16 protein-coding genes are annotated in these 20,551 nt (G+C 72.5%); 2 read left to right on the forward strand and 14 right to left on the reverse strand.

Translation table 11 applies throughout. The features are described from left to right. From IFT45_RS10645 to IFT45_RS10655, 3 genes are all read right to left on the reverse strand, one after another. Positions 1-618: endonuclease/exonuclease/phosphatase family protein (locus IFT45_RS10645; protein ID WP_371810970.1), on the reverse strand; the 618-nt coding region annotated here is incomplete at its 3' end. A gap of 154 nt (positions 619-772) precedes the next feature. Continuing rightward, positions 773-4,072, reverse strand: a complete 3,300-nt coding sequence (locus IFT45_RS10650) for a S8 family serine peptidase (RefSeq protein ID WP_192128093.1) — start codon at positions 4,070-4,072, stop codon at positions 773-775. Between the two features lie 256 nt (positions 4,073-4,328). Continuing rightward, positions 4,329-5,426: a LuxR C-terminal-related transcriptional regulator gene (locus IFT45_RS10655; RefSeq protein ID WP_192128095.1), complete on the reverse strand. Its 1,098-nt coding sequence runs from the start codon at positions 5,424-5,426 to the stop codon at positions 4,329-4,331. 105 nt (positions 5,427-5,531) lie between these two features. Here IFT45_RS10655 and IFT45_RS10660 point away from each other — a divergent pair, with 105 nt between their 5' ends. After that, on the forward strand, positions 5,532-6,770 hold the full coding sequence (locus IFT45_RS10660; protein ID WP_192128096.1) for a mannosyltransferase family protein: 1,239 nt from the start codon (positions 5,532-5,534) through the stop codon (positions 6,768-6,770). A 78-nt stretch (positions 6,771-6,848) separates the two neighbouring features. Here IFT45_RS10660 and IFT45_RS10665 read toward each other — a convergent pair whose 3' ends face one another. The 9 genes from IFT45_RS10665 to IFT45_RS10705 all read right to left on the reverse strand — a co-directional run bounded on the left by IFT45_RS10665 (position 6,849) and on the right by IFT45_RS10705 (position 17,622). Further along, positions 6,849-7,856: an LLM class flavin-dependent oxidoreductase gene (locus tag IFT45_RS10665; RefSeq protein WP_167258321.1), complete on the reverse strand. Its 1,008-nt coding sequence runs from the start codon at positions 7,854-7,856 to the stop codon at positions 6,849-6,851. Between the two features lie 108 nt (positions 7,857-7,964). Beyond that, on the reverse strand, positions 7,965-9,503 hold the full coding sequence (gene araA, locus IFT45_RS10670) for an L-arabinose isomerase (protein ID WP_192128097.1): 1,539 nt from the start codon (positions 9,501-9,503) through the stop codon (positions 7,965-7,967). After that, positions 9,500-10,210 carry an L-ribulose-5-phosphate 4-epimerase gene (locus IFT45_RS10675; protein ID WP_056052756.1) on the reverse strand — a complete coding sequence of 237 codons (711 nt, stop codon included), beginning with the start codon at positions 10,208-10,210 and terminating at the stop codon, positions 9,500-9,502. Before IFT45_RS10675 ends, araA begins: the two co-directional genes overlap by 4 nt. Beyond that, positions 10,207-11,964: a ribulokinase gene (gene araB / locus IFT45_RS10680; protein WP_192128098.1), complete on the reverse strand. Its 1,758-nt coding sequence runs from the start codon at positions 11,962-11,964 to the stop codon at positions 10,207-10,209. The genes IFT45_RS10675 and araB overlap by 4 nt, the downstream gene beginning before the upstream one ends. 97 nt (positions 11,965-12,061) lie before the next feature. Continuing rightward, on the reverse strand, positions 12,062-13,051 hold the full coding sequence (locus IFT45_RS10685; protein ID WP_341777179.1) for a LacI family DNA-binding transcriptional regulator: 990 nt from the start codon (positions 13,049-13,051) through the stop codon (positions 12,062-12,064). Between the two features lie 153 nt (positions 13,052-13,204). Then, the gene (mmsB, locus tag IFT45_RS10690) at positions 13,205-14,470 is read right to left on the reverse strand and encodes a multiple monosaccharide ABC transporter permease (protein ID WP_192128099.1); all 1,266 of its coding nucleotides are present in this window, start codon (positions 14,468-14,470) and stop codon (positions 13,205-13,207) included. After that, the gene (gene mmsA, locus IFT45_RS10695; protein ID WP_197982387.1) at positions 14,457-15,986 is read right to left on the reverse strand and encodes a multiple monosaccharide ABC transporter ATP-binding protein; all 1,530 of its coding nucleotides are present in this window, start codon (positions 15,984-15,986) and stop codon (positions 14,457-14,459) included. Before mmsA ends, mmsB begins: the two co-directional genes overlap by 14 nt. A 117-nt stretch (positions 15,987-16,103) precedes the next feature. After that, positions 16,104-17,237 (reverse strand): multiple monosaccharide ABC transporter substrate-binding protein, encoded by a 1,134-nt coding sequence (gene chvE, locus IFT45_RS10700; protein ID WP_167258309.1) that lies wholly within the window; start codon positions 17,235-17,237, stop codon positions 16,104-16,106. 232 nt (positions 17,238-17,469) lie between these two features. Continuing rightward, positions 17,470-17,622 (reverse strand): hypothetical protein, encoded by a 153-nt coding sequence (locus IFT45_RS10705; RefSeq protein ID WP_185231629.1) that lies wholly within the window; start codon positions 17,620-17,622, stop codon positions 17,470-17,472. Positions 17,623-17,823: 201 nt separating this feature from the next. Here IFT45_RS10705 and IFT45_RS10710 point away from each other — a divergent pair, with 201 nt between their 5' ends. Continuing rightward, positions 17,824-18,141 (forward strand): hypothetical protein, encoded by a 318-nt coding sequence (locus IFT45_RS10710; protein ID WP_056052739.1) that lies wholly within the window; start codon positions 17,824-17,826, stop codon positions 18,139-18,141. A gap of 59 nt (positions 18,142-18,200) precedes the next feature. Here IFT45_RS10710 and IFT45_RS10715 read toward each other — a convergent pair whose 3' ends face one another. Together IFT45_RS10715 and IFT45_RS10720 are read right to left on the reverse strand one after the other, a co-directional pair. Next, complete coding sequence (locus IFT45_RS10715; protein WP_371810971.1) at positions 18,201-19,196, reverse strand: aldose 1-epimerase family protein; 996 nt, start codon at positions 19,194-19,196, stop codon at positions 18,201-18,203. Next, positions 19,189-20,448 carry a D-arabinono-1,4-lactone oxidase gene (locus IFT45_RS10720; protein ID WP_192045317.1) on the reverse strand — a complete coding sequence of 420 codons (1,260 nt, stop codon included), beginning with the start codon at positions 20,446-20,448 and terminating at the stop codon, positions 19,189-19,191. Before IFT45_RS10720 ends, IFT45_RS10715 begins: the two co-directional genes overlap by 8 nt. Positions 20,449-20,551: the final 103 nt, after the last annotated feature.

A 20,551-nucleotide genomic window follows, 5' to 3' on the forward strand; every position in this document is an offset into this window, starting at 1 on the left:
CGTGAGGTCGTAGCTCGTCGCGAAGTCGAAGTGGCCCTTCACGTAGCGGTAGCCCAGGTACGTCGGCGTGCTGCTGCGGGTCAGCGTGAAGCCGTCGCGCTCGATGCGCTTCTTCAGCCCGCCGTGGAACCACGGGTAGTTGAAGTCGCCGACCATGAGCATCGGCACGCCGGGGGCGAGCGCCCGCATCAGCTGGTGCGCCGACTCGACCTGCTTCTTGCGGAGGCCGTTCGTCGCGGTGAGCGGCGCCGCGTGGAACGAGCCGATCAGGACGTCCTGCCCCGACAGGCGGTCGTGCAGGTGCATGGCCAGCAGGCGCTCGTGCGCGGGCGACATGACGCGGTCGTGCATCGACTTCTTCAGCGCGTAGACGTTGGTGCCGAGCAGCTCGAAGCGCTCGGCCCGGTAGTAGGCCGCGAGCCCCAGCCGGTTGTTGCGCGTCGACGCGGCGAGCGTGTACGCGCCGAACGACTCGGGGATGTCGTTCGTGTCGGCTTCCTGGAGGCACAGCACGTCGGCCGTGTGGTCCTCCGCGAGGGCCTGGATCTCGTGCTTGGCGGTGTGCTCGCGCAGGTTGTAGCTCACCACGCGCATCGTGTTGCCGGTCTCGTCGTCCACGAGTGACGAACCTAGTCCCTCGATGTTTCCATCAGGTGCAGGCTGCGCGCGGAGGACAGCGTGGTCGACCCGACACACGACGGAGGCGGCCCGCACCTCCCCCAGGGAGCTGCGGACCGCCTCCGGTCGCGTCGGCCGTGGAGCCGTCAGGCCGCTACGCCTCCGGCGTGCGCTCCGTCACGGCGACGCTGCGCAGGCGGCGTCGTCCGATCACGGCGGCCGCGAGGCCGGCGAGCAGCAGGGCCACGCCCGCGGCGATCATCGGGGCGACGTCCTGGCCGGTGAAGGCCAGGTCGCTCGCCGCCGGCGCGGCGTTCCCGCCGCCCGTGCCGCCCGCTCCGCCGGCGCCGGGAGCACCCGTGCCGGGGGCGCCGGCACCGGGGTCGCCGGGCGCCGGGGCGGGCGTGCCCGGGTCGACGGGCGCGGTGACCGCGGGGCCGGAGTCGACCGTCACGTAGGTGACGCGACCGGTGGCCCCGTAGACGATGCGGCCGAGGTACTGCGACTCCGGCTCGAGGCCCGTCCACGACGCCGTGACGACGGCCTCCTGGTTCGAGGCCAGCGTCAGGGTGGTCGGCGAGACCGCGAACGACCCGGTGTACGCCGACGGGATCAGCGTGTAGGCGTCGAGGTCGTAGGTCATCGTCTCGCCGCCCGAGTAGTACGCGACCTCGAGCAGGTAGCTGCCGGCCTCGGGCTTGGTGATGTCGATCTGCTCGTCCGCGGCCGAGGTCGCGGAGGTCGCGGTGATCGCCACGGGGGTGCCCGTCGCGTCGAGCTCGTAGAGCGTGAGGTCGAAGTCGACGGGCTCGTCGACCGCGGGGGCGTCCGCTCCGCCGGCCGTCAGCTGGTAGCGCACGAACTGCGTGTCGGCCGGGATGGTGACGTCGACGTAGTCGAAGTCGCCGACCGTGCCGCTGCCGCTCGTCCGCTCGCCCTTCACCAGGCCCTCGGCCGACAGGGCCAGGGTCTGGTCGCCGCCCGAGGTGATGGGCGCGTCGGCGCTGCCGGTGACGCCGGTGCCGGTGATGTCGCTCGGCACGTCGACGGCCACGGGGCGGACCGCGAGCGGGCTGCGCACCGTGTGGGCGCCTCCGTCCGTCCAGGTCAGGTAGCCCGTCGTGTACTTGTCGTACGCGGCGGTGGTGCGGGAGAAGGTCACCTCGTACGAGGCGGTCTGGCCGGCACCCGTGAACGACAGGGTCGAGGGCGAGACGGTGGTGGCCACGCCGGGCAGCGACACGGGCTGGGCGGTGTACGTGCCCGCCCCGGTCGACGTCACGGTGCGGGTCACCGTCGTGGAGTTGAGCAGCGCGCCGACGGCGATGGAGGCCTGGTTGAGCTGCGAGCCCTCGGCGCTGCCGAGGGTGGCGATGTAGCTGTCCCACTCGGCCACGCCGCTCAGGTAGAGCAGGCCGGCGTCGAACATGTCGGCGGGCTGCACCTGGCCGGCGCCCTGGGCGAAGACGTCCTGCGAGGGCGCGCCCGTGGTGTCGACGGTGTCGCCGGCGGTGGTCATCATGGCCGACTTCACCTCCATGGGAGTCGCGGTGGGCGTCACCGAGAGGTAGAGCGCCGCGAGGCCGGCCACGTGGGGCGACGACATCGACGTGCCGGAGAGGAACTCGTAGGTCGCCGCGGCGCCCTCCGCGTTCGCGCCGGCGGCGAGGATGGCGACGCCGGGGGCGGCGACGTCGGGCTTCAGCACGTTGCCGCCGTCGGCCTCGACCGGGCCGCGCGACGAGAAGCCGGCGACCTGCGGCGTGGCGGGCTCGGGCTGGCCGGTCGGGTTGCCGTCGAGGAGCGTCACGGTCGAGGTGCCGGGGGCGGCGGCGGCGTGCAGCGCGGTGTAGTTCACGTTGCCGGCGCCGGCGTCGACGTGCACGGTCGGGACGACGTGGGCGTCGACGTCGACCGAGCTCGGGGTCTTGTTGACCAGCACCATGCCGATGCCGCCGGCGCGCTGCACCTCGGCCGACTTGGCCGTGCGGTCGGTGACGCCGCGGTCGCAGAGCACGATGGTGCCCGTGACGAGCGCCGGGTCGAGGGTGCCGCCGGTGCAGTACGACAGGGCGGTCCGGTCGACGCCGGGCAGGCCGGACGACAGCGCGTCGACGAAGCGGCCGGTCACGCCGGCCGGGTCGGTCGACAGCGAGGTCGAGCCGCCGAGGTAGTTCGTGACGACGCCGTCGGGCCCGGTCACCTGCGCGGTGGCGTCGTAGCTCGGGATGGTGCTGGCGGCGACCGTGGTGATCCACGGAGCGGCGTTGTCGAGGGTCGACGCGCCGGGGCCCGAGTTGCCGGCCGAGGCCGCCACGAAGATGCCCGCCGCGGCCGCGTTGTAGAACGCCTGGTCGGTGAGCGAGTTCGTCGACGTGGCGCTGCCGCCGCCGATCGAGTAGTTGATGACGTCGACGTTGTCGGCGGTGGCCGCGTCGATGGCGCTCAGCAGGTCGGCCGTGGCGCAGCCGTCGGCGACGTTCGCCGAGACCTTGCCCGTCCAGCAGACCTTGTAGGCGGCGACCTTGGCGTCGGGGGCGACGCCGGAGATGTCGCCGAAGTCGCGGCCGTTGATCGTCACGGGCACGTCGGCGTTGCCGGCGGCCGTGCTGGCCGTGTGGGAGCCGTGGCTGTCGCCGTCGCGGGGCGAGACGTACTCGCCGTTCTCGGCGGTCTCGATGCGGTCCTCGCCGAAGCCGCCGAGGAAGTAGCGCGCCCCGACGATCTTCGTGCTGCAGTCGCTCTGGTCGAACGCCTCGCCGCGCTGGCACACGCCGGTGAAGGTGCCGCCGTCGGACTTCTCGTACGAGATGCCCGACGCGGTCGTGTAGGGCACGGTGTCGCTCGGCGTCGCGGTCAGCGCGTCGCCGGCGAAGGAGGGGTTCTCGGGGGCGATGCCGGTGTCGATGACGCCGACGACGACGCCCTCGCCGGTGCCCTGCGTGCCCCAGACGCCGCCGGCGCCGGAGAGGCCGAGGTAGTCGGTCGACGGCACGGCCGTCGTGTGCAGGATCTCGTTCTTGACGACGGCCGCGACCTTCGACGACCCGACGAGCTGCTTCGCCTGGGCTGCGGTGAGGTCCGCCGCGAAGCCGTTGGTGGTGACCTGGTACGTCGCGACGGGGGTGACGCCGACCGAGCCGGCCACCGCCTCCTGCTCGCTCTGCAGGTGCTCGACGTACTTCGACGTCGCCGGGTCGGTGAGGTCGACCCCCTCGTCGGGCGTCGCGGTCGCGGCGAAGCCGGACTTCCCGCCGTCGTAGGCGGTGACCGCCGGGTCGCGGAGCGTGACGACGTAGCTGCCGTCGGTGAACTCCGAGTCGCTCACGACGACGGGCCCGTCGGCGGCGGACGCGGCGGTCGCCGGGAGGGCGATCGCCCCGGCGGCGACGAGGCCGGTCACGAGCAGGGCGGTGGGGTACAACGGCCGTCGACGGCCGGACGATCTGATCACGGGTGCCTTTCGCATGCCGCGGCCCGTGCCGCGGTCTCCCGTAAGAGTTACCTGAGAATGCGCCGACCCCACTACGGGGGCACCTGGCCGGAGCAGGCCACTGACCTCACCCGGCCACGATGTTTACCTCCGTGCAACGGAACGGGGTACGCACGGTGTCCGCCGGGTGACCCCCTGGCGACGCCGCTGGGCGAGCCCGGGGAGGAAGCTGGACGGAGCCTGTCGGGGAGGAGCGGGGAGCCCTGCCCGGGGCTCGTCAGACCCAGCCGCGCCGTGCCGCCTCGACGCCGGCGTGGAACCTGTTGCTCGCGCCGAGCTCGTCGAAGAGGTCGCGGAGGCGGCGCCGCAGCGTGCGCGGTGACACCCCGAGCTGGGCGGAGATGACCTCGTCCGTCGCCCCGGCGGCGACCAGCGCGAGCAGGTCGCGCTCGTCGACGGTCGGCGGGCGCGACGACGTCGGGACGCCCTCGGGCACCGCGCCCTCGTCGCCGCTCGTCGCGGCCGCGAGGCGGTCGGCCACCTCGGCCCAGTCGGGCGAGCCGTCGACCGAGGCCGAGGGCAGCGCGGGCACGGGCAGCGCGGTGCGCCAGCGCGACTCGAACAGGTCGCAGAGCGCCGCGATCAGGGCCGGTGACTCCGTGACGAGGGCCTCGGGAGGCGCGGTCGGGTCGTCGAGGGGACCCACCGACACGAGGGCGACGGCCCGGTCGGCCACCGCCAGCTTGACCGGCAGGTCGTGGGTGACCCGCGCCTCCTCGCCGTGGGCGCCGAGCCGGTGGATTCCCTGGAGGCTGCCGTCGCCCGTGAAGCTGGCCACCGTGTAGATGGCCCGCCAGCGGACGCCGCGGCCGAGGGCGCCCCGCTCGACGGACTCGTTCGTCGCGACGACGTAGGGCGGGCGGTCGAAGGCCAGGAACTCGTGGCGCGCCCGGTGCTGCAGGCGCGAGTACCAGTCGCCCACGGCCGCGTGCCCGGTCAGGACGGTGGTCGAGCCCGAGGGGTCGGCCTGGCGGCGGCCGTCGTCGAAGAGCGCCCCGAGGTCGGCCACCGCGGTGCGGGCGTCGGCGAGCTGCTCGTCGCGCGCGGCGACGAGCGCCGAGACGGCGACGCGGGGGTCGACGGCCCCGTAGCCGGCGGTGCTCGTGCCGTCGGGCGCGACCGTGCCGTCGGCCGTGCGGTGCACGAGGCCGAGGTTGCGCAGCTGCTCGAGGGCCGTGACCACGGTCGCCACGTCGAGCGCGCGGACGGCCGAGATCGTGCCGACGTCGACGGTGTCGCCGCTCGACAGCACGAACTCGTAGACGTCGGCGGTGACGGCATCGATGCCGAGGGCGGCGAGCGAGGGCAGGGGCATCGTCCCATGGTGCACGGTCGTCGGGCTCCGTGACGACATCGGGACCAGGCGGTCGCGCCTCCCTCTTGGTAGCGTCGTCGGGATGACCCCCCGACGGAACGCGCGATGAGCGGCGAGGCGACCACCGCCTCCGGCACCTCCGTCGACCTCCGGCGTCGGTCGCTCCGCTGGCCGGCGCTCGACCTGGCGGGCCGCTTCTCCGGCCGCTGGCCCGGGCTGCTCGCCCTGTACCTCGTGTCGCGCGTCTTCTCGACGACGATCCTGTTCGTCGTCTACGAGGTCGCGACCCTGACCGGGGCGACCTTCGTCACGCCCGGCAGCGAGCGGTCGTTCCTGGACTTCACCGTCTCGTGGGACAGCGACCGGTACCGCACCATCGCCCTGCACGGCTACCCGGGCACGCTGCCCACCGACGCGGCGGGCGAGGTGCTGCCCAACGAGTGGGCGTTCCTGCCCGTCTTCCCGACCCTGTGCCACCTGCTGATGGTCGCCACCGGGATGAGCTTCGCGGTCGCCTCGGTGCTGATCGCCACGGCCGCCGGCGCCGGTGCCGTCATCGTGCTGCACCGCCTCCTCGAGCCCCGCGTCGGGCACCGGAGCGCGTTCTGGGCCGTGCTGCTCTTCTGCTTCGGCCCGCTGTCGTACGTGCTCAGCGTCGGCTACGCCGAGAGCCTGTCGCTCTTCCTGCTCTTCTCCGGCGTGCTCGCGCTGCAGCGCCGCCAGTACCAGCTCGTGCTGCTCTGCGGCGTGGTGGCGGCGTTCACCCGGCCGGGGGCGCTCGCGCTCGCGCTCGCCCTCGCGATCCACCTCGTCGTGCGCTGGCGCACCGAGCGCGCGTCGCTCGACCGGCGGGAGCTGACGCGCATCGTCGTCGCGGGGCTCGTCGTCGCCGCGGCCGGGCTCGCCTGGCCGGTCGTGGCCCACCTCGCCACGGGCGAGCCGGACGCCTACCTGCAGACCGAGATGGCCTGGTGGGTCGACTACGTCGGGCGCCCCGACTTCGTGCCGCTCACGCCGTGGTTCCTGCTCGCGGGGCGGTGGCTCGGGGTCGCCGGCATCGCCCTGGTGCTGCTGATCATCGCCCTCGCGGCCTGGTGGCTCAGCCGACGGTCGACGGCACAGCTCGGCCACGAGGTGCACGGCTTCGTCGTGAGCTTCGGCCTCTACCTGCTCGCGGTGTTCCTGCCGCAGCAGAGCCTGTTCCGCCTGCTGATGCCGCTGACGCCGCTGCTCGGCACGCGCGCGATCGGCGAGCGGCCGTGGCTGCGCCGCAGCCTGCTCGGCACCAGCCTCGTGCTGCAGCCGGTGGCCGCGGTGCTGCTCTGGCTGTACGTCGCGCCGTGACCGCCGGGGCGGGCCCGCGCAGCGCCGCCGGGGCGGGCCCGCACGGGGCCATCGCCTGAGCGGGCCCCGCCGCGCCGGCTAGGCGGGGACCCGCGCCGTCGACTCGGCGAGCAGCGCGACCGAGCGCAGCCGATCGGAGGTGCGGAGCGACGCGTGCGCCACGATGACCTCGTCGGCGTCGGCGCTGTGCGCGAACCGGCTCACGTAGTCGGCCACCTCGTCGCCGGTGCCGACGCCCGTGTAGGTCGTCATGCTCGCGACGTGGCCGCCGGCCGGCGTGCGGAGCAGGTGGTCGAGCTCGTCGTCGCTGAAGGTGCGGTCGACGGTGACCTGACCGCTCTGGCGGAGCAGCATCATCAGGCGGGCCCGCTTCATCTCCGCGAACTGGCGCTGGGCGTCGTCGGCGTCGTCGGAGGCGATGGCGTTGACGCCGGCGAGCACGTACGGCTGGTCGAGCTGGGCCGACGGCTGGAACTCCCGGCGGTAGGTCGCGACCGCCTGGTGCAGGGCATCGGGGGCGAAGTGCGACGCGAACGCGTAGGGCAGGCCCAGCGCCGCGGCCAGCTGGGCGCCGAAGAGCGACGAGCCGAGGATGTAGAGCGGCACCGCCGTGCCGGCCCCGGGCGTCGCGCTGACGCCGGGCACGCGGGACTCCCCCGCGAGGAACGCCTGCAGCTCGAGGACGTCCTGGGGGAAGCGCTCGGACGACGCGGGGTCGCGGCGCAGCGCGCGGAACGTGGCCTGGTCGCTGCCGGGGGCCCGGCCGAGCCCGAGGTCGATGCGCCCCGGGTGCAGGGTCTCGAGCGTGCCGAACTGCTCGGCGATGGTGAGGGGCGAGTGGTTCGGCAGCATGACCCCGCCCGACCCGAGGCGGATGGTCGAGGTCTGGCTCGCCACGTGGGCGATCAGGACGGACGTCGCGCTCGACGCGATCGACGACATGTTGTGGTGCTCGGCGTACCAGACGCGTCGGTACCCGCTCGCCTCGGCCTGCTGAGCGAGGGCGACCGAGGCGGCGAAGCTGTCGCGGGCGGTCTCGCCGGGGGCGATCGGAGCGAGGTCGAGGATCGAGAGGGGAACGGTCATGGTGGGCTCAACCACGGAGGCGCGGGTCGTGTTCCCGACGCCCGGACGCCGAGGAGGCGGCCCGCACCCCGTTCAGGGAGGTGCGGACCGCCTCCGGCCCGGGGGCGCCTAGAGCCCGCGCGCCAGGCGGTGGTACGCGGCGTTCCAGCGCACCTCGCGGCTGAACTCGCGCATCGTGGTGTGCTCGTCGATGATCAGCAGCTCGGTCTCGAGGATGCGCGCGAGGTCCTCGAACGCCTCCAGGCCGACGGCCGTCGACATCACCGTGTGGTGGGCGGCGCCGGCGGTGAGCCAGGCCTCGGCCGACACGGCGAACGACGGGCGGGGCTCCCACACGGCGCGGCCGACGGGCAGGTTCGGCAGGTCGGCGTCGGGGGCGACCACGTCGACCACGTTGACCGTCAGGCGGAACCGGTCGCGGACGTCGCTCATGGCGACGACGACGGCCTCGCCCGGGTCGGCCGTGAAGACCAGGCGCACCGGGTCGTCCTTGCCGCCGATGCCGAGCTCGTGCACCTCGAGGGAGGCGCGGCCCGCGGTGAGCGTCGGGCTCACCTCGAGCATGTGGGCGCCGAGGATCTTCTCGGCGCCGGGCACGAGGTGGTACGTGTAGTCCTCCATGAGGGAGGCGCCGCCCGGCAGGCCGGCGCCCATCACGGCGGCGGCGCGCACGAGCACCGCGGTCTTCCAGTCGCCCTCCGCGCCGAAGCCGTAGCCCTCGGCCATGAGGCGCTGCACCGCGAGGCCCGGGAGCTGCTTCAGCGCGCCGAGGTCCTCGAAGTTGGTCGTGAAGGCGCTGAAGCCGCCGGCCTCGAGGAAGGAGCGCAGCCCCAGCTCGATCGCGGCGCCGTCGCGCAGCGACTGGTGGCGGGCGCCGTCGGCGCGCAGCTCGGGGGCGACCTCGTAGTCGCGCTCGTACAGGGCGACGAGGTCGTCGACGGCCTGCTCCGGGGCGGCCGCGACGGCCTCGGCCAGCTCGTTGACGCCCCAGGTGTTGACCTGCACGCCGAACGCCAGCTCGGCCTCGGTCTTGTCGCCCTCGGTGACGGCGACGAAGCGCATGTTGTCGCCGAAGCGCGCCAGCTTGAGCGAGCGCATCGCGGCGGCCCCGGCCGCGGCCCGCATCCACGTGCCCACCTGGTGCTGCACGCGGGGGTCGCTGACGTGGCCGACCACGGTCTTGCGGGCGACGCCGAGGCGGGTCTGCACGTAGCCGAACTCGCGGTCGCCGTGCGCGGCCTGGTTGAGGTTCATGAAGTCGAAGTCGATCTCGCCCCAGGGCAGCTCGACGTTCGCCTGCGTGTGGAGGTGCAGCAGCGGCTTGCGGAGGGCGTCGAGGCCGCCGATCCACATCTTGGCCGGGCTGAAGGTGTGCATCCAGGTGGTGACGCCGATGACGCTGTCGTCGAGGTTGGCCTCGAGCATCGTGCGCTTGATCGACTCGGCGTCGGTGAGCACGGGCTTCCAGACCAGCTCGACGGGCACGTCGGAGGCGGCGGCGAGCTCGTCGGCGATGGCCCTCGACTGCTCGGCGACCTGGCGGAGCGTGTCTTCTCCGTAGAGGCCCTGGCTGCCGGTGAGGAACCAGACCTGCTTCGAGGCGAGGAAGGCGACGGGGTCGACGGTGTTCGGGGTGGGGCTGGTCATGACAGGTCTCCTGAGGGCTTCTGGCCGTACACGTTCTGGTACCGGTCGAAGAGAGCGTCGATGCTCTCGGCCGGGATGGGCAGGGGTGCGCCGAGCTGGCGCGAGAGGTGGATGGTGCGGGCGACGTCCTCCGTCATGACGGCGGCCTTGACGGCGTCGCGGGCGTCCTTGCCGATGGTGAAGACGCCGTGGTTCTGCATCAGCACCGCGCGGCTGCGGTGGCCCTCGAGCGTCTGCACGATGCCCTCGCCGATCGACTCGTCGCCGATGATCGCGAACGGCCCGATCGGGATCTCGCCGCCGAACTCGTCGGCCATCGCCGTGATGACGCACGGGATCGCCTCGCCGCGGGCCGCCCAGGCCGTGGCGTAGGTGGAGTGCGTGTGCACCACTCCCCCGACCTTCGGCATGTGGCGGTACACGTAGGCGTGCGCCGCGGTGTCGCTCGACGGGCTGCGGTCGCTGCCCGGGCTGCCGGCGACGACGGTGCCGTCGAGGTGGCAGAGGATCTGGTTCTCGGGCGTGAGGTCGTCGTAGTCGACCCCGCTCGGCTTGATGACGAAGAGGTTCGTGCCGGGCACGCGCTGCGACACGTTGCCGCCCGTCCAGACGACGAGGCCGTAGCGGGTCAGCTCGGCGTGCAGGTCGCAGACGGCCCGGCGGGTCTCGTCGATGGCCGACTCGGTGGCGCGGTCGATGAAGGTCATGCGCTCGCCCCCTCGACGGCCGGGGCCTCAGACTCGCCGGAGGCGCGGGCCGGGTCGACGGCGTCGGTCGCCGCCCGGCCCGAGCCGAGCGCGTCGCGGCGGATCGCCTTGAGACGGTGCATGACGTCGTTGCCGCCGCGCCCGAACCAGTCGTGCAGCAGCAGGTACTCCGCGTACAGCGCGTCGTACGCGTCGGCCGCGTCGGGGTCGGGCGTGTAGGTGGCCCGGTCGACGCTGCCCATGGCCTCGCCGGCGACGCGCGTGTCGGGGTAGGCCCCGGCCGCGACGGCGGCGTGGATGGCGGAGCCGAGCGCGGGGCCCTGCTCGCTGCGGATGGTCGAGATCGGCAGGCGGAGCACGTCGCTGTAGGTCTGCATCAGGTGGCGGTTCTTCAGCAGGCCGCCCGCGGCGATGAACTCGGTGACGGGCACGCCGGAGTCGTTGAACGCCTCGACGATGCGACGCGTGCCGTAGGCCGTGGCCTCGAGCAGGGCGCGGTAGCCCTCCTCCGGCGTGGTGCTGAGCGTCTGGCCGACGATGACGCCGGAGAGCTCGTGGTCGACGAGCACCGAGCGGTTGCCGCTGTGCCAGTCGAGGGCGACGAGGCCGTGCGCCCCGACGGGCTGCTCGTAGGCGAGGTCGGTGAGGTGCTGGTGCACGCTCTTGCCGGCGGCCTCGGCCGCGTCCACGGCCGACTGCGGCACCTGGTTGCGGACGTACCAGGCGAAGATGTCTCCCACGCCCGACTGGCCGGCCTCGTAGCCGTAGAAGCCCTCGGTGATGCCGCCGTCCACGACGCCGCACATGCCGGGGACCTCGGCGAGCTCGGAGCCGTTCATGACGTGGCAGGTGCTCGTGCCCATGATGGCGACCATCTGGCCGGGCTGCGTCGCCTTGGCGGCGGGGGCCGTGACGTGCGCGTCGACGTTGCCGACCGCGACGGCGATGCCCTCGGGCAGGCCCGTCCAGCCGGCGGCCTCGGCCGTCAGCGTGCCGGCCGCGGAGCCGAGCGCCCCGATCTCGTGGGCGACCTTCGACTCGGCGAAGTCGGCGAAGTCGGGGTTCAGCGCGGCGAGGAACTCGCGGCTCGGGTACTCGCCGTCCTGGAGGATGCCCTTGTAGCCGGCGGTGCAGGCGTTGCGGACGTAGCGCCCGCTGAGCTGCCAGATGATCCAGTCGGCGGCCTCCACCCAGTGCTCCGTCGCGGCGTAGACCTCCGGGTCCTCCTCGAGCAGCTGGAGGCCCTTGGCGAACTCCCACTCGCTCGAGATGAGCCCGCCGTAGCGGGGCAGCCACGACTCGCCGCGCTCGCGGGCGAGCTCGTTGATGCGGTCGGCCTGGCCCTGCGCGGCGTGGTGGCGCCACAGCTTGACGTAGGCGTGCGGGCGGCCGGCGAACTCGGGCAGCTCGTTGAGCGGGGTGCCGTCGGCGGTGGTCGGCACCATCGTGCAGGCGGTGAAGTCGGTGCCGATGCCGACGACGCTGGCCGGGTCGACGCCCGAGGCGGCGAGGGCCTCCGGGACGGCGTTCTGCAGCACGTCGACGTAGTCGCTCGGCACCTGCAGGGCCCACTCGGCGGGCAGGCGCTCGCCGGTGCCGGGCAGGGTGCGGTCGACGACCGCGTGGGGGTACTCGAACGTCGCGCTGCCGAGCTCGGCGCCGTCGGAGACCCGTACGACGACGGCCCGTCCGCTCAGGGTGCCGAAGTCGACGCCGACGACGTGGGAGTCGGCGTGGTCAGGGGTCGCTGCCATGGAACATCCTTGTCATGGTGGTGAAAGTGAGCGCTCACATTGTGCCACGTGAGCGCTCACGCGTGCAATCGCGCCCCCGGTCGGAGGCGCGGGTCGGCTAGTGCCGGGGAGGCGCGGTCGAGAGCCGCACGACGAGCTCGGGGGCCATCGGGGCGACGGGCGTCTCGTCGCCGCCGAGCACGGCCTCGACCGTGTCCATGATGCGGCGGCCGAGGGCCTCGAAGTCCTGGCGGACGGTGGTCAGCGGCGGGAGGAAGTGCTCCGCCTCGGGGATGTCGTCGAACCCGACGATGCTCACGTCGCCGGGCACGCGGACGCCGGCCTCGGTCAGCGCGTGCACGACGCCGAGCGCCATCTGGTCGTTGGCGCAGAACACGGCCGTGACGTCGTCGCGCCCGGCGAGCTCCCGCCCCAGGGCGTGGCCGGAGGCGGGGGTCCAGTCGCCGCGGAGCAGCACCGAGGCGTCGAGGCCGAGCCGCGCGCAGGCGTCGCGCCAGCCGCGCTCGCGGTCGCGGCCGTCCATCCAGGCGTCGGGGCCGGCGACGTGGGCGACCGCCCGGTGGCCGAGCGACGCGAGGTGCTCGACCGCCCGCTCGGCGCCGGCCGCCTGGTCGATGGAGACCGGGTGGTGACCGTCGTCGGCGACGCTGTCGGCCGTGACGAGCGGCACCGTCACGTCGGCCGAGCGCAGCACGTCGAGCGCCTCGGCGTCGGGGGCGATCAGCACCACCGCGGCGACGGCCTGGCCCACGAGCGCGTCGACCGCCTGGCGGACCCCGTCGGCGTCGTCGCTGTCGAGCGTCGCCATCGACACCTGGTAGCCGGCGCGCCGCGCGGCGCCGTTGAAGCCGTGCATCGTGCTGGACGGCCCGTAGAACGGGAACCCGGTGCTGATCAGCCCGATCGAGCGCGTCTTGCGGCTGGCGAGGGCCCGGGCGGCGAGGCTCGGACGGTAGCCGAGGGCCTCGACGGCGGCGTCGACCTTGGCCTTCGTGACCGGGCGGACGGTGGGGTCGCCGTTGACGACACGGGACACCGTCTGGTGCGAGACGCCGGCAGCCCTGGCGACGTCGAAGAGGGTGGGCACGGAGACGATCCTAGGGAACGAGGGCCGGGAGCCGGGCGGGTGCCCGGCCGTGCTGCGGGGAGGCGACCCCTGCGGGGACGCCGGAGGCGCGGGTCGACCTCGACCCGCGCCTCCTCGTGTCGTCGACCGACCGACCGGTCGACGTCTCGCCTCCTACTTGCGGGAGGACGCGGCGCGACGCTTGTTGAAGACGTCGAACGCGACCGCGGCGAGCAGCACCAGGCCCTTGATGAGCGACTGGTACTCCGTGCCGACGCCGAGGATCGACATGCCGTTGTTCAGGATGCCGATGATCAGGCCGCCGACGATGGCGCCGGTGACCGTGCCGATGCCGCCCGTGACCGCCGCGCCGCCGATGAAGACCGCCGCGATGGCGTCCAGCTCGAAGCCGTTGCCGGCGCTGGGGCTGGCGAGGTTGAGCTGGCCGGTGAAGACCAGGCCGGCGAGGGCCGAGATGACGCCCATGTTGACGAACAGCAGGAACGTCACGCGCTTGGTCTTGACGCCCGACAGCTCAGCGGCGTGCAGGTTGCCGCCGATGGCGTAGACGTGGCGGCCGAAGACCGAGTTCTTCATCACCATCGAGTAGACGACGACGAGCACGGCGAGCACGACCAGCACGATCGGGGTGCCCGAGTAGCTGGCGAGGAGGAAGCCGATGTACATGACGAGGGCGACCGTGAAGACCATCTTCGTGATGAACCACAGGAAGGGCTCGTCCTCGAGCTGGTACTTGCGACGGACGGCGCGGCCGCGGAGGCCCGTGCCGATCAGGGCGACCGAGGCGATCGCGCCGAGGATCAGCGTGAGCGGCTCGTAGCCCGTCGTGCCGAACGCCGGGAGGAAGCCGGAGCCGATGTTGCGGAAGCCCTGGGGGAAGGGCGAGATCTGCTGGTTCTGCAGGGCGATCTGCGCCGCGCCGCGGAAGGCGAGCATGCCCGCCAGCGTCACGATGAACGCCGGGATCCCGAAGTAGGCGATCCAGAAGCCCTGCCAGGCACCGACCAGGGCGCCGATCACGAGGCAGAGCACCGCGGCCACGGGCCAGGGCAGTCCCCACTGCGTGATCATGACGCCGGCCATGGCGCCGGTGAAGGCGACGACCGAGCCAACCGAGAGGTCGATGTGGCCGGCGATGATCACCATGACCATGCCGATGGCGAGGATCAGGATGTAGCTGTTCTGGACGACCAGGTTCGAGACGTTGATCGGCGCGAGGGTGATGCCGTTGGTCGTGATCTGGAAGAACAGCACGATGACGATCAGCGCGATGAACAGGCCGATCTGACGCAGCTGGCCGGCCAGGTACGACACGGCGCCGGTGATCGGGTTGACGGAGCCGGACTGGCCGCGCGGCGAGGAGTTCCCCGTTCCGGTGGGCTTGGGCTCGGTGGCCTGGGTGGGGCTAGGCGCGCTCATTGACGGGGCTCTCTCGCTCGAGGGTCATGTACTTCAGGAGGAACTCGGGGGTGGCGTCGGCGATCGGCACGTCGGCCGTGATGCGCCCCTCCGAGAGGGTGTAGATGCGGTCGCAGATGCCGAGCAGCTCGGGGAGCTCGGAGGAGATGACGATGACGCCCTTCCCCTGGTCGGCCAGCTGGTTGATGATCGTGTAGATCTCGTACTTCGCCCCGACGTCGATGCCGCGGGTGGGCTCGTCGAGGATGAGCACGTCGGGGTCGGCGTACATCCACTTGGAGAGCACGACCTTCTGCTGGTTGCCGCCGGAGAGCTTGCCCGTCACGGCCGCCACGGTGGGGGCCTTGATGTTCATGCTCTTGCGGTAGCGCTCGGCGACCGTGCTCTCCTCGGAGCCGTTCACGAAGCCGAGCTTCGCGAGCTTCCGGAGCGCGGAGCCGGAGACGTTCCGCTGGATGTCGTCGATCAGGTTGAGGCCGTACTTCTTGCGGTCCTCGGTGGCGTAGGCGATGCCGGCCGCGATGGCCTTGGTCACCGTGCTGGTGTCGATCTTCTCGCCGCGCTTGTAGACGGTGCCCGAGATGCCGGTGCCGTAGCTCTTGCCGAAGACGCTCATGGCGAGCTCGGTGCGGCCCGCGCCCATGAGGCCCGCGATGCCGACTATCTCGCCGGCCGCGACGGCCAGGTTGGCCTGGTGGATGATCTCGCGCGACGCGTCGAGGGGGTGGTGCACCGTCCAGTCCTCGATGCGGAGGAGCTCCTCGCCGATGGACGACTCGTGGGCCGGGTAGCGGCTCTCGAGGTCGCGGCCGACCATGCCCTTGATGATGCGGTCCTCCGAGACCTCGCCGGCGTGCATGTCGAGGGTCTCGATCGTCTTGCCGTCGCGGATGATCGTGACCTTGTCGGCGATCTCCTTGATCTCGTTGAGCTTGTGGCTGATGATGATCGACGTGATGCCCTGGCCCTGCAGGCTCTTGATCAGGTCGAGCAGGTGCGCCGAGTCGTCGTCGTTCAGCGCCGCGGTCGGCTCGTCGAGGATGAGCAGCTTGACCTTCTTCGAGAGGGCCTTGGCGATCTCGACCAGCTGCTGCTTGCCGACGCCGATGTCGGTGACCTTCGTGATGGGGTTGTCACGGAGGCCGACCCGGGCGAGCAGGCCCGCGGCGTCGAGGTTCGTCTTGTTCCAGTCGATGAAGCCGCCCTTGGACTGCTCGTTGCCGAGGAAGATGTTCTCGGCGATCGACAGGAAGGGGCTCAGGGCGAGCTCCTGGTGGATGATGACGACGCCCGCGGCCTCGGAGTCGTTGATGTTCTTGAACTCGACGGGCTGGCCGTCGAGGAGGATCTGACCCTCGAAGGAGCCGGCGGGGTAGACCCCCGAGAGCACCTTCATCAGCGTCGACTTGCCGGCGCCGTTCTCGCCGCAGATCGCGTGGACCTGGCCGCGCTCGACCTCCAGCGTGACGTCCTGCAGTGCCTTGACGCCGGGGAACGTCTTGGTGATGTCGCGCATCTCCAGGATCGTGTTCGCCACTGTTCCTTCTTCCGTGTGGGTGGTGCTGAGGGGGCCGGGGAGGGGGGAGGCGCGGCTGGCGTCAGCCGCGCCTCCCCCGCCCCGAGGGGGCGTGACCTACTTGAGGTCGTCCTCGGTGTAGTAGCCGCTGTCGACGAGGACTTCCTTGTAGTTGTCCTTCGTGACGATGGTGGGCTGGAAGAGGTACGTCGGGACGACCTTCGCCTTGTTGTCGTACGTCTTGTCGTCGTTCGTCTCGGGCGTCTTGCCGTTGAGGATGTCGTCGGCCATCACGACGGACTGGTCAGCGAGCTGACGGGTGTCCTTGTAGATCGTCGAGTACTGCTGGCCGGCGATGATCGACTTGACCGAGGCGGCCTCGGCGTCCTGGCCGGTCACGATCGGCAGCGCCGAGTCGCTGTAGCCGGCGCCCTCGAGCGCCGAGATGATGCCGATCGAGATGCCGTCGTAGGGCGACAGCACGCCGTCGAGCTTCGTGCCGCCCGAGTAAGTCGAGGCGATCAGGTTCTGCATGCGGGCCTTGGCGGTCGCCGGGTCCCACTGCAGCGTGGCGGCCTGCGTGAACTGGTCCTGGCCGGAGCCGATCGTCAGCGAGCCGTCCTCGAGGTAGGGCTTGAGGGTCTCCATCGCGCCGTTGAAGAAGAACGTCGCGTTGTTGTCGTCGGGGCTGCCCGCGAAGACCTCGATGTTCTTGGCGGCCGCGCCGTCGATCTTCGCGCCGTCGGCGTCGGCGAGGCCGAGGCCGGTGAGCAGGCTGGTGGCCTGGTCGACGCCGACCTTGTAGTTGTCGAACGACACGTAGTAGTCGACGTTCTCGCTGCCGGTGAGGAGGCGGTCGTACGAGATGACCTTGATGCCGGCCTTGGCGGCCGAGTCGAGCTGGTCGCTCAGCGAGCCGCCGTCGATCGAGGCGACGATGAGCACCTTGGCGCCCTTGGTGATCATGTTGCTGACCTGCTGGACCTGCTGGGGGATCTTGTTGTCGGCGTACTCGAGGTCGACCTTGTAGCCCTTGTCCTCGAGGGCGCTCTTGACGGCGTCGCCGTCCTTGATCCAGCGCTCGGAGACCTTGGTCGGCATCGCGACGCCGACGAGGGCGCCGGAGTTGTCCCCGCCGCTGCTGCCGCTGCCGCTGTCGCCGCCGCGGCCGCCCGCTCCGCCGGAGCAGCCGGCCAGGGAGATCGCCAGACCGGCGGCGACGATGCCGACGATGAGCTTCTTGTTCTTCACGGTGATTCCTTCGTGTCCGTGTCATCTCGACGGCGTCGTCGATGACGGATGGTGATGCTGTGGAGGTGGTGCTGAAGGGTGGTGCTCGTGCGTGGTGCTCGGTGGTGCGGACGGCCGGGGAGGCACGCGGGAGGGCGTGCCGGGCTGGCCGGTGGAGCGCGTCCTGGTCGGCGGCGGGGCCGCGTCGGGGACGGGCCGACGGGGTGCGTGAGCGCCCGTCGGGGGTCGGGGGTCAGACGGCGTCGAGGGCCGTGACGGGGGCGCGGCGAGCCGTGCCGCGGGTCGGCGACGCGGACGCGTCGGGCGCGGTCGCCGCGGGCGAGCGGCGGGGGCGGACGGTCGACGCGGGGGTGGCGCGCGAGCCGTCGGGGGTGCTGGTGTTCACGGTGACCTCTTCGTCAGAGAACGTGCCTCGGAGTGAACCGTCGTGCTCGATCACTGTCATGTGAGCGCTCACATCGGGTGGTTCGGGGCAATACTGAATCAGCATCCGTCCGATGTCAAGTCGTCCGCGCATCCGGCATGGTTCACACGTTCGCAACACGGCGTTCACGGGCCTGAGCGGATGACGAGGCACCATGACTGCATGCTCGCCGTGACCGCCACCGTCCACACCGCGCACGACAGCGCCGGCCTGTTCTGGCTGTCGCGACGCCTGCTGGCCGAGCACGCGGCCGCCCGCGTCGACGAGGGGCAGTACCTCGTGCAGCTCGCCGACGCCGGCACGGTGCTGCTCACGGAGCTGCCCGACCTGCTGCGCTTCGACGTCGTGGTGCGCGACGAGCTGGCCGGGCGTCGCACCCGCCGCGCGCTCGAGGCGGCCCTGCTGCGGCTGTCGACCGGGACGGTGTCGGCCGTCACCTGGCAGTCGGAGCCGCTCGGCCACGAGGCGCTCAGCGCCTAGGGGGCAGGCGCGGGCGCAGGCGCAGGCACCCGGCTGCCCGGGCGCCCGCGCCGTCGGCGTCAGATCGCGGTGATCGTCCAGCTCGCGACGTGGCTCTCACCCGGAGCGAGGCGCACCAGGTCGATGCCGCTCGTGAAGGCGTCGGGCGGGCAGGTCATCGGCTCGACGGCCAGGCCGACGCGGTCGTTCTCGCGCTCCGGGCGATCGGCCGTGTGCACCTGCACCCAGGGCAGCTCGGGGCCCCAGGTCATCTCGACGCCCCCGCCGTCGGCCGCCGTCAGCCGTGCCGTCGCGACCTGGCCCTCGCCGGTGCGGGCGAGCTCGGTGAAGGCGTGGTCGACGAAGGTCTCGCCCACGACGCTCCCCTCGCGGAAGTCGAAGCCCTCGCGCTCGGTCACCCCGTGCACGCCGGTCGGCACGAGGCGGTCGTCGGTCACCTCGAGGTAGCTGTCGGCCGGCAGGGTGAGGGCCCAGTCGTCGACCCGGCCCTCGCCGGCGACGAGGTACGGGTGCGGCGCGACGCCGTAGGGCGCCTCGCCGACGCCGACGTTGGTGGCCTCGACGGTCGTGGTGAGGCCGGCGTCGCCGAGCTCGTAGGTGGCGCGGAGCGCCAGCCGCCAGGGGTAGCCGTCGCTCGGGGCCAGCTCCGTCACGAGGGAGGCGCGGTGCGGCTCGCTCGACTCCACGCGCCACTCGGCCCAGCCGACCAGCCCGTGCAGGGCGTGCCCCCGCTCGACCTCGTTGAGCGGCAGCTGCAGGGTCTCGCCCGCCTCGTCGTAGGCGCCGTCGACGATGCGGTTCGGCCACGGCGCGAGCAGCGCCCCGCGGTAGAGCGGGCGGACCACGTCGGCCGCGAACGGGACGACGAGGTCGCGGCCGTCGTGCGTGAGGCTGCGGAGGGTCGCGCCGACGGCCGCGAGCTCGGCCCGGTAGGGGCCGTGCTCGAGCGAGACGGGCGCGCCGCTGACGGGCAGCGGGCCGGCGGGGCCGGTCGTGGCGGGGCCGGTCGTGGCGGGGCCGGTCGTGGTGGGGGTGGTCGTGGTGACGTCAGGCACGGTGTCCTCCGAGGGCGACGGTGTCGAGGTGGGCGTTGCGGAAGCGACCCTCCGGGTCGACGGCGGCGGCGTGCGCCGCGAAGTCGTCGAGGCGAGGGTAGCGGGCGCGCAGCGTCTCGTGGTCGAGGGTCGCCACCTTGCCCCAGTGCGGTCGTGCGTCGAAGCCGGCCAGCGCCTCCTCGACCAGCGGCAGCACCGCCAGCACCGCCTCCGCCTGACGTCGCCAGGTGAAGTGGAAGGCGACGCTCTGCCGGCCGCCGCTCGGGCTCAGCCACGCCGCGTCGGGCGCCACGGTGCGGATCTCGCTGACGAAGATGACCTCGGCGAGCCGGTCGCCGATCGCCCGGAGCGCCTCGACGGCCGCGGCCGCGTGCTCGGCGGGCACCAGGTACTCGCTCTGGATCTCCTCGCCCGCGCTCGGCGTGAACTCGGCGCGGAAGTGCGGCAGCCGGTCGAGCCACGGCCCGGGCTCGCCGAGCTGGGGCGTCACCGCGTCGGCCGCCGTGTCGGGCAGCATGTGCAGCGCGGCCTCGGCCGGACGGCCGCCGAGCTCGCGGAGGTCGAGGCCCGACGAGCCGACGCCGTCGACCCGGGCCTTGCTCCAGACCTGCTCGACGTCGTCGCCGGTGTAGCGGGTGAACAGGCTGACGCTGTAGGCGTGGGCGAGCACGGCGTCGAGCTGCTCGAGCGCGGCGGCCCAGGGCAGCCCCTGGTGGACGGTCTGCACGACGTCGAACGTCGGCACGGTGTCGAGCTCGAGGGCCGTCACGACGCCGAGGGCGCCGAGGCCGACGACCGTCGCCTCGAAGGCCTCGTCGCCGCGGCGGACGACGTCGAGCGAGCCGTCGGCGCGGACGATCTCGACCGCGCTGACCGAGGCCGAGAGGGCGGGGTTGCCGACGCCCGAGCCGTGGGTGCCGGTCTGGACGGCGCCGGCGACGGAGATGTGCGGCAGCGAGGCCAGGTTGGGCAGGGCCCGGCCGTGGCGCTGCAGCTCGCGGGCCAGCACGGCGTGCGTGGCGGCCGCGCCGACGCGGACGACGTCGCGGTCGGCGTCGAGCTCGATCGGCACGCCCAGCGCCTCGGTCGAGACGAGCACGCCGTCGGTGTCGGCGATGCGGCTGAACGAGTGGCGCGAGCCGAGCGCCTTCACGCGGCGGCTGGAGGCGACGACGTCGCGCAGCTCGTCGACGGTGGCCGGACGGCGGAGGTCGGTCGTCGAGTACTCGACGTTGGCGGCCCAGTTGTGCATGAGACTCCTTCGGCTCGGATGGCGGTGCCAGTCTACGTGAGCGCTCACTCCGTCCGCCCGGGGCGACCGGTCCCCCTTCTCTGGGGCCGAGGTGTCCCCCCAA

The organism is Frigoribacterium sp. CFBP 13707 (assembly GCF_014842245.1).
GTDB lineage: Bacteria > Actinomycetota > Actinomycetes > Actinomycetales > Microbacteriaceae > Frigoribacterium > Frigoribacterium endophyticum.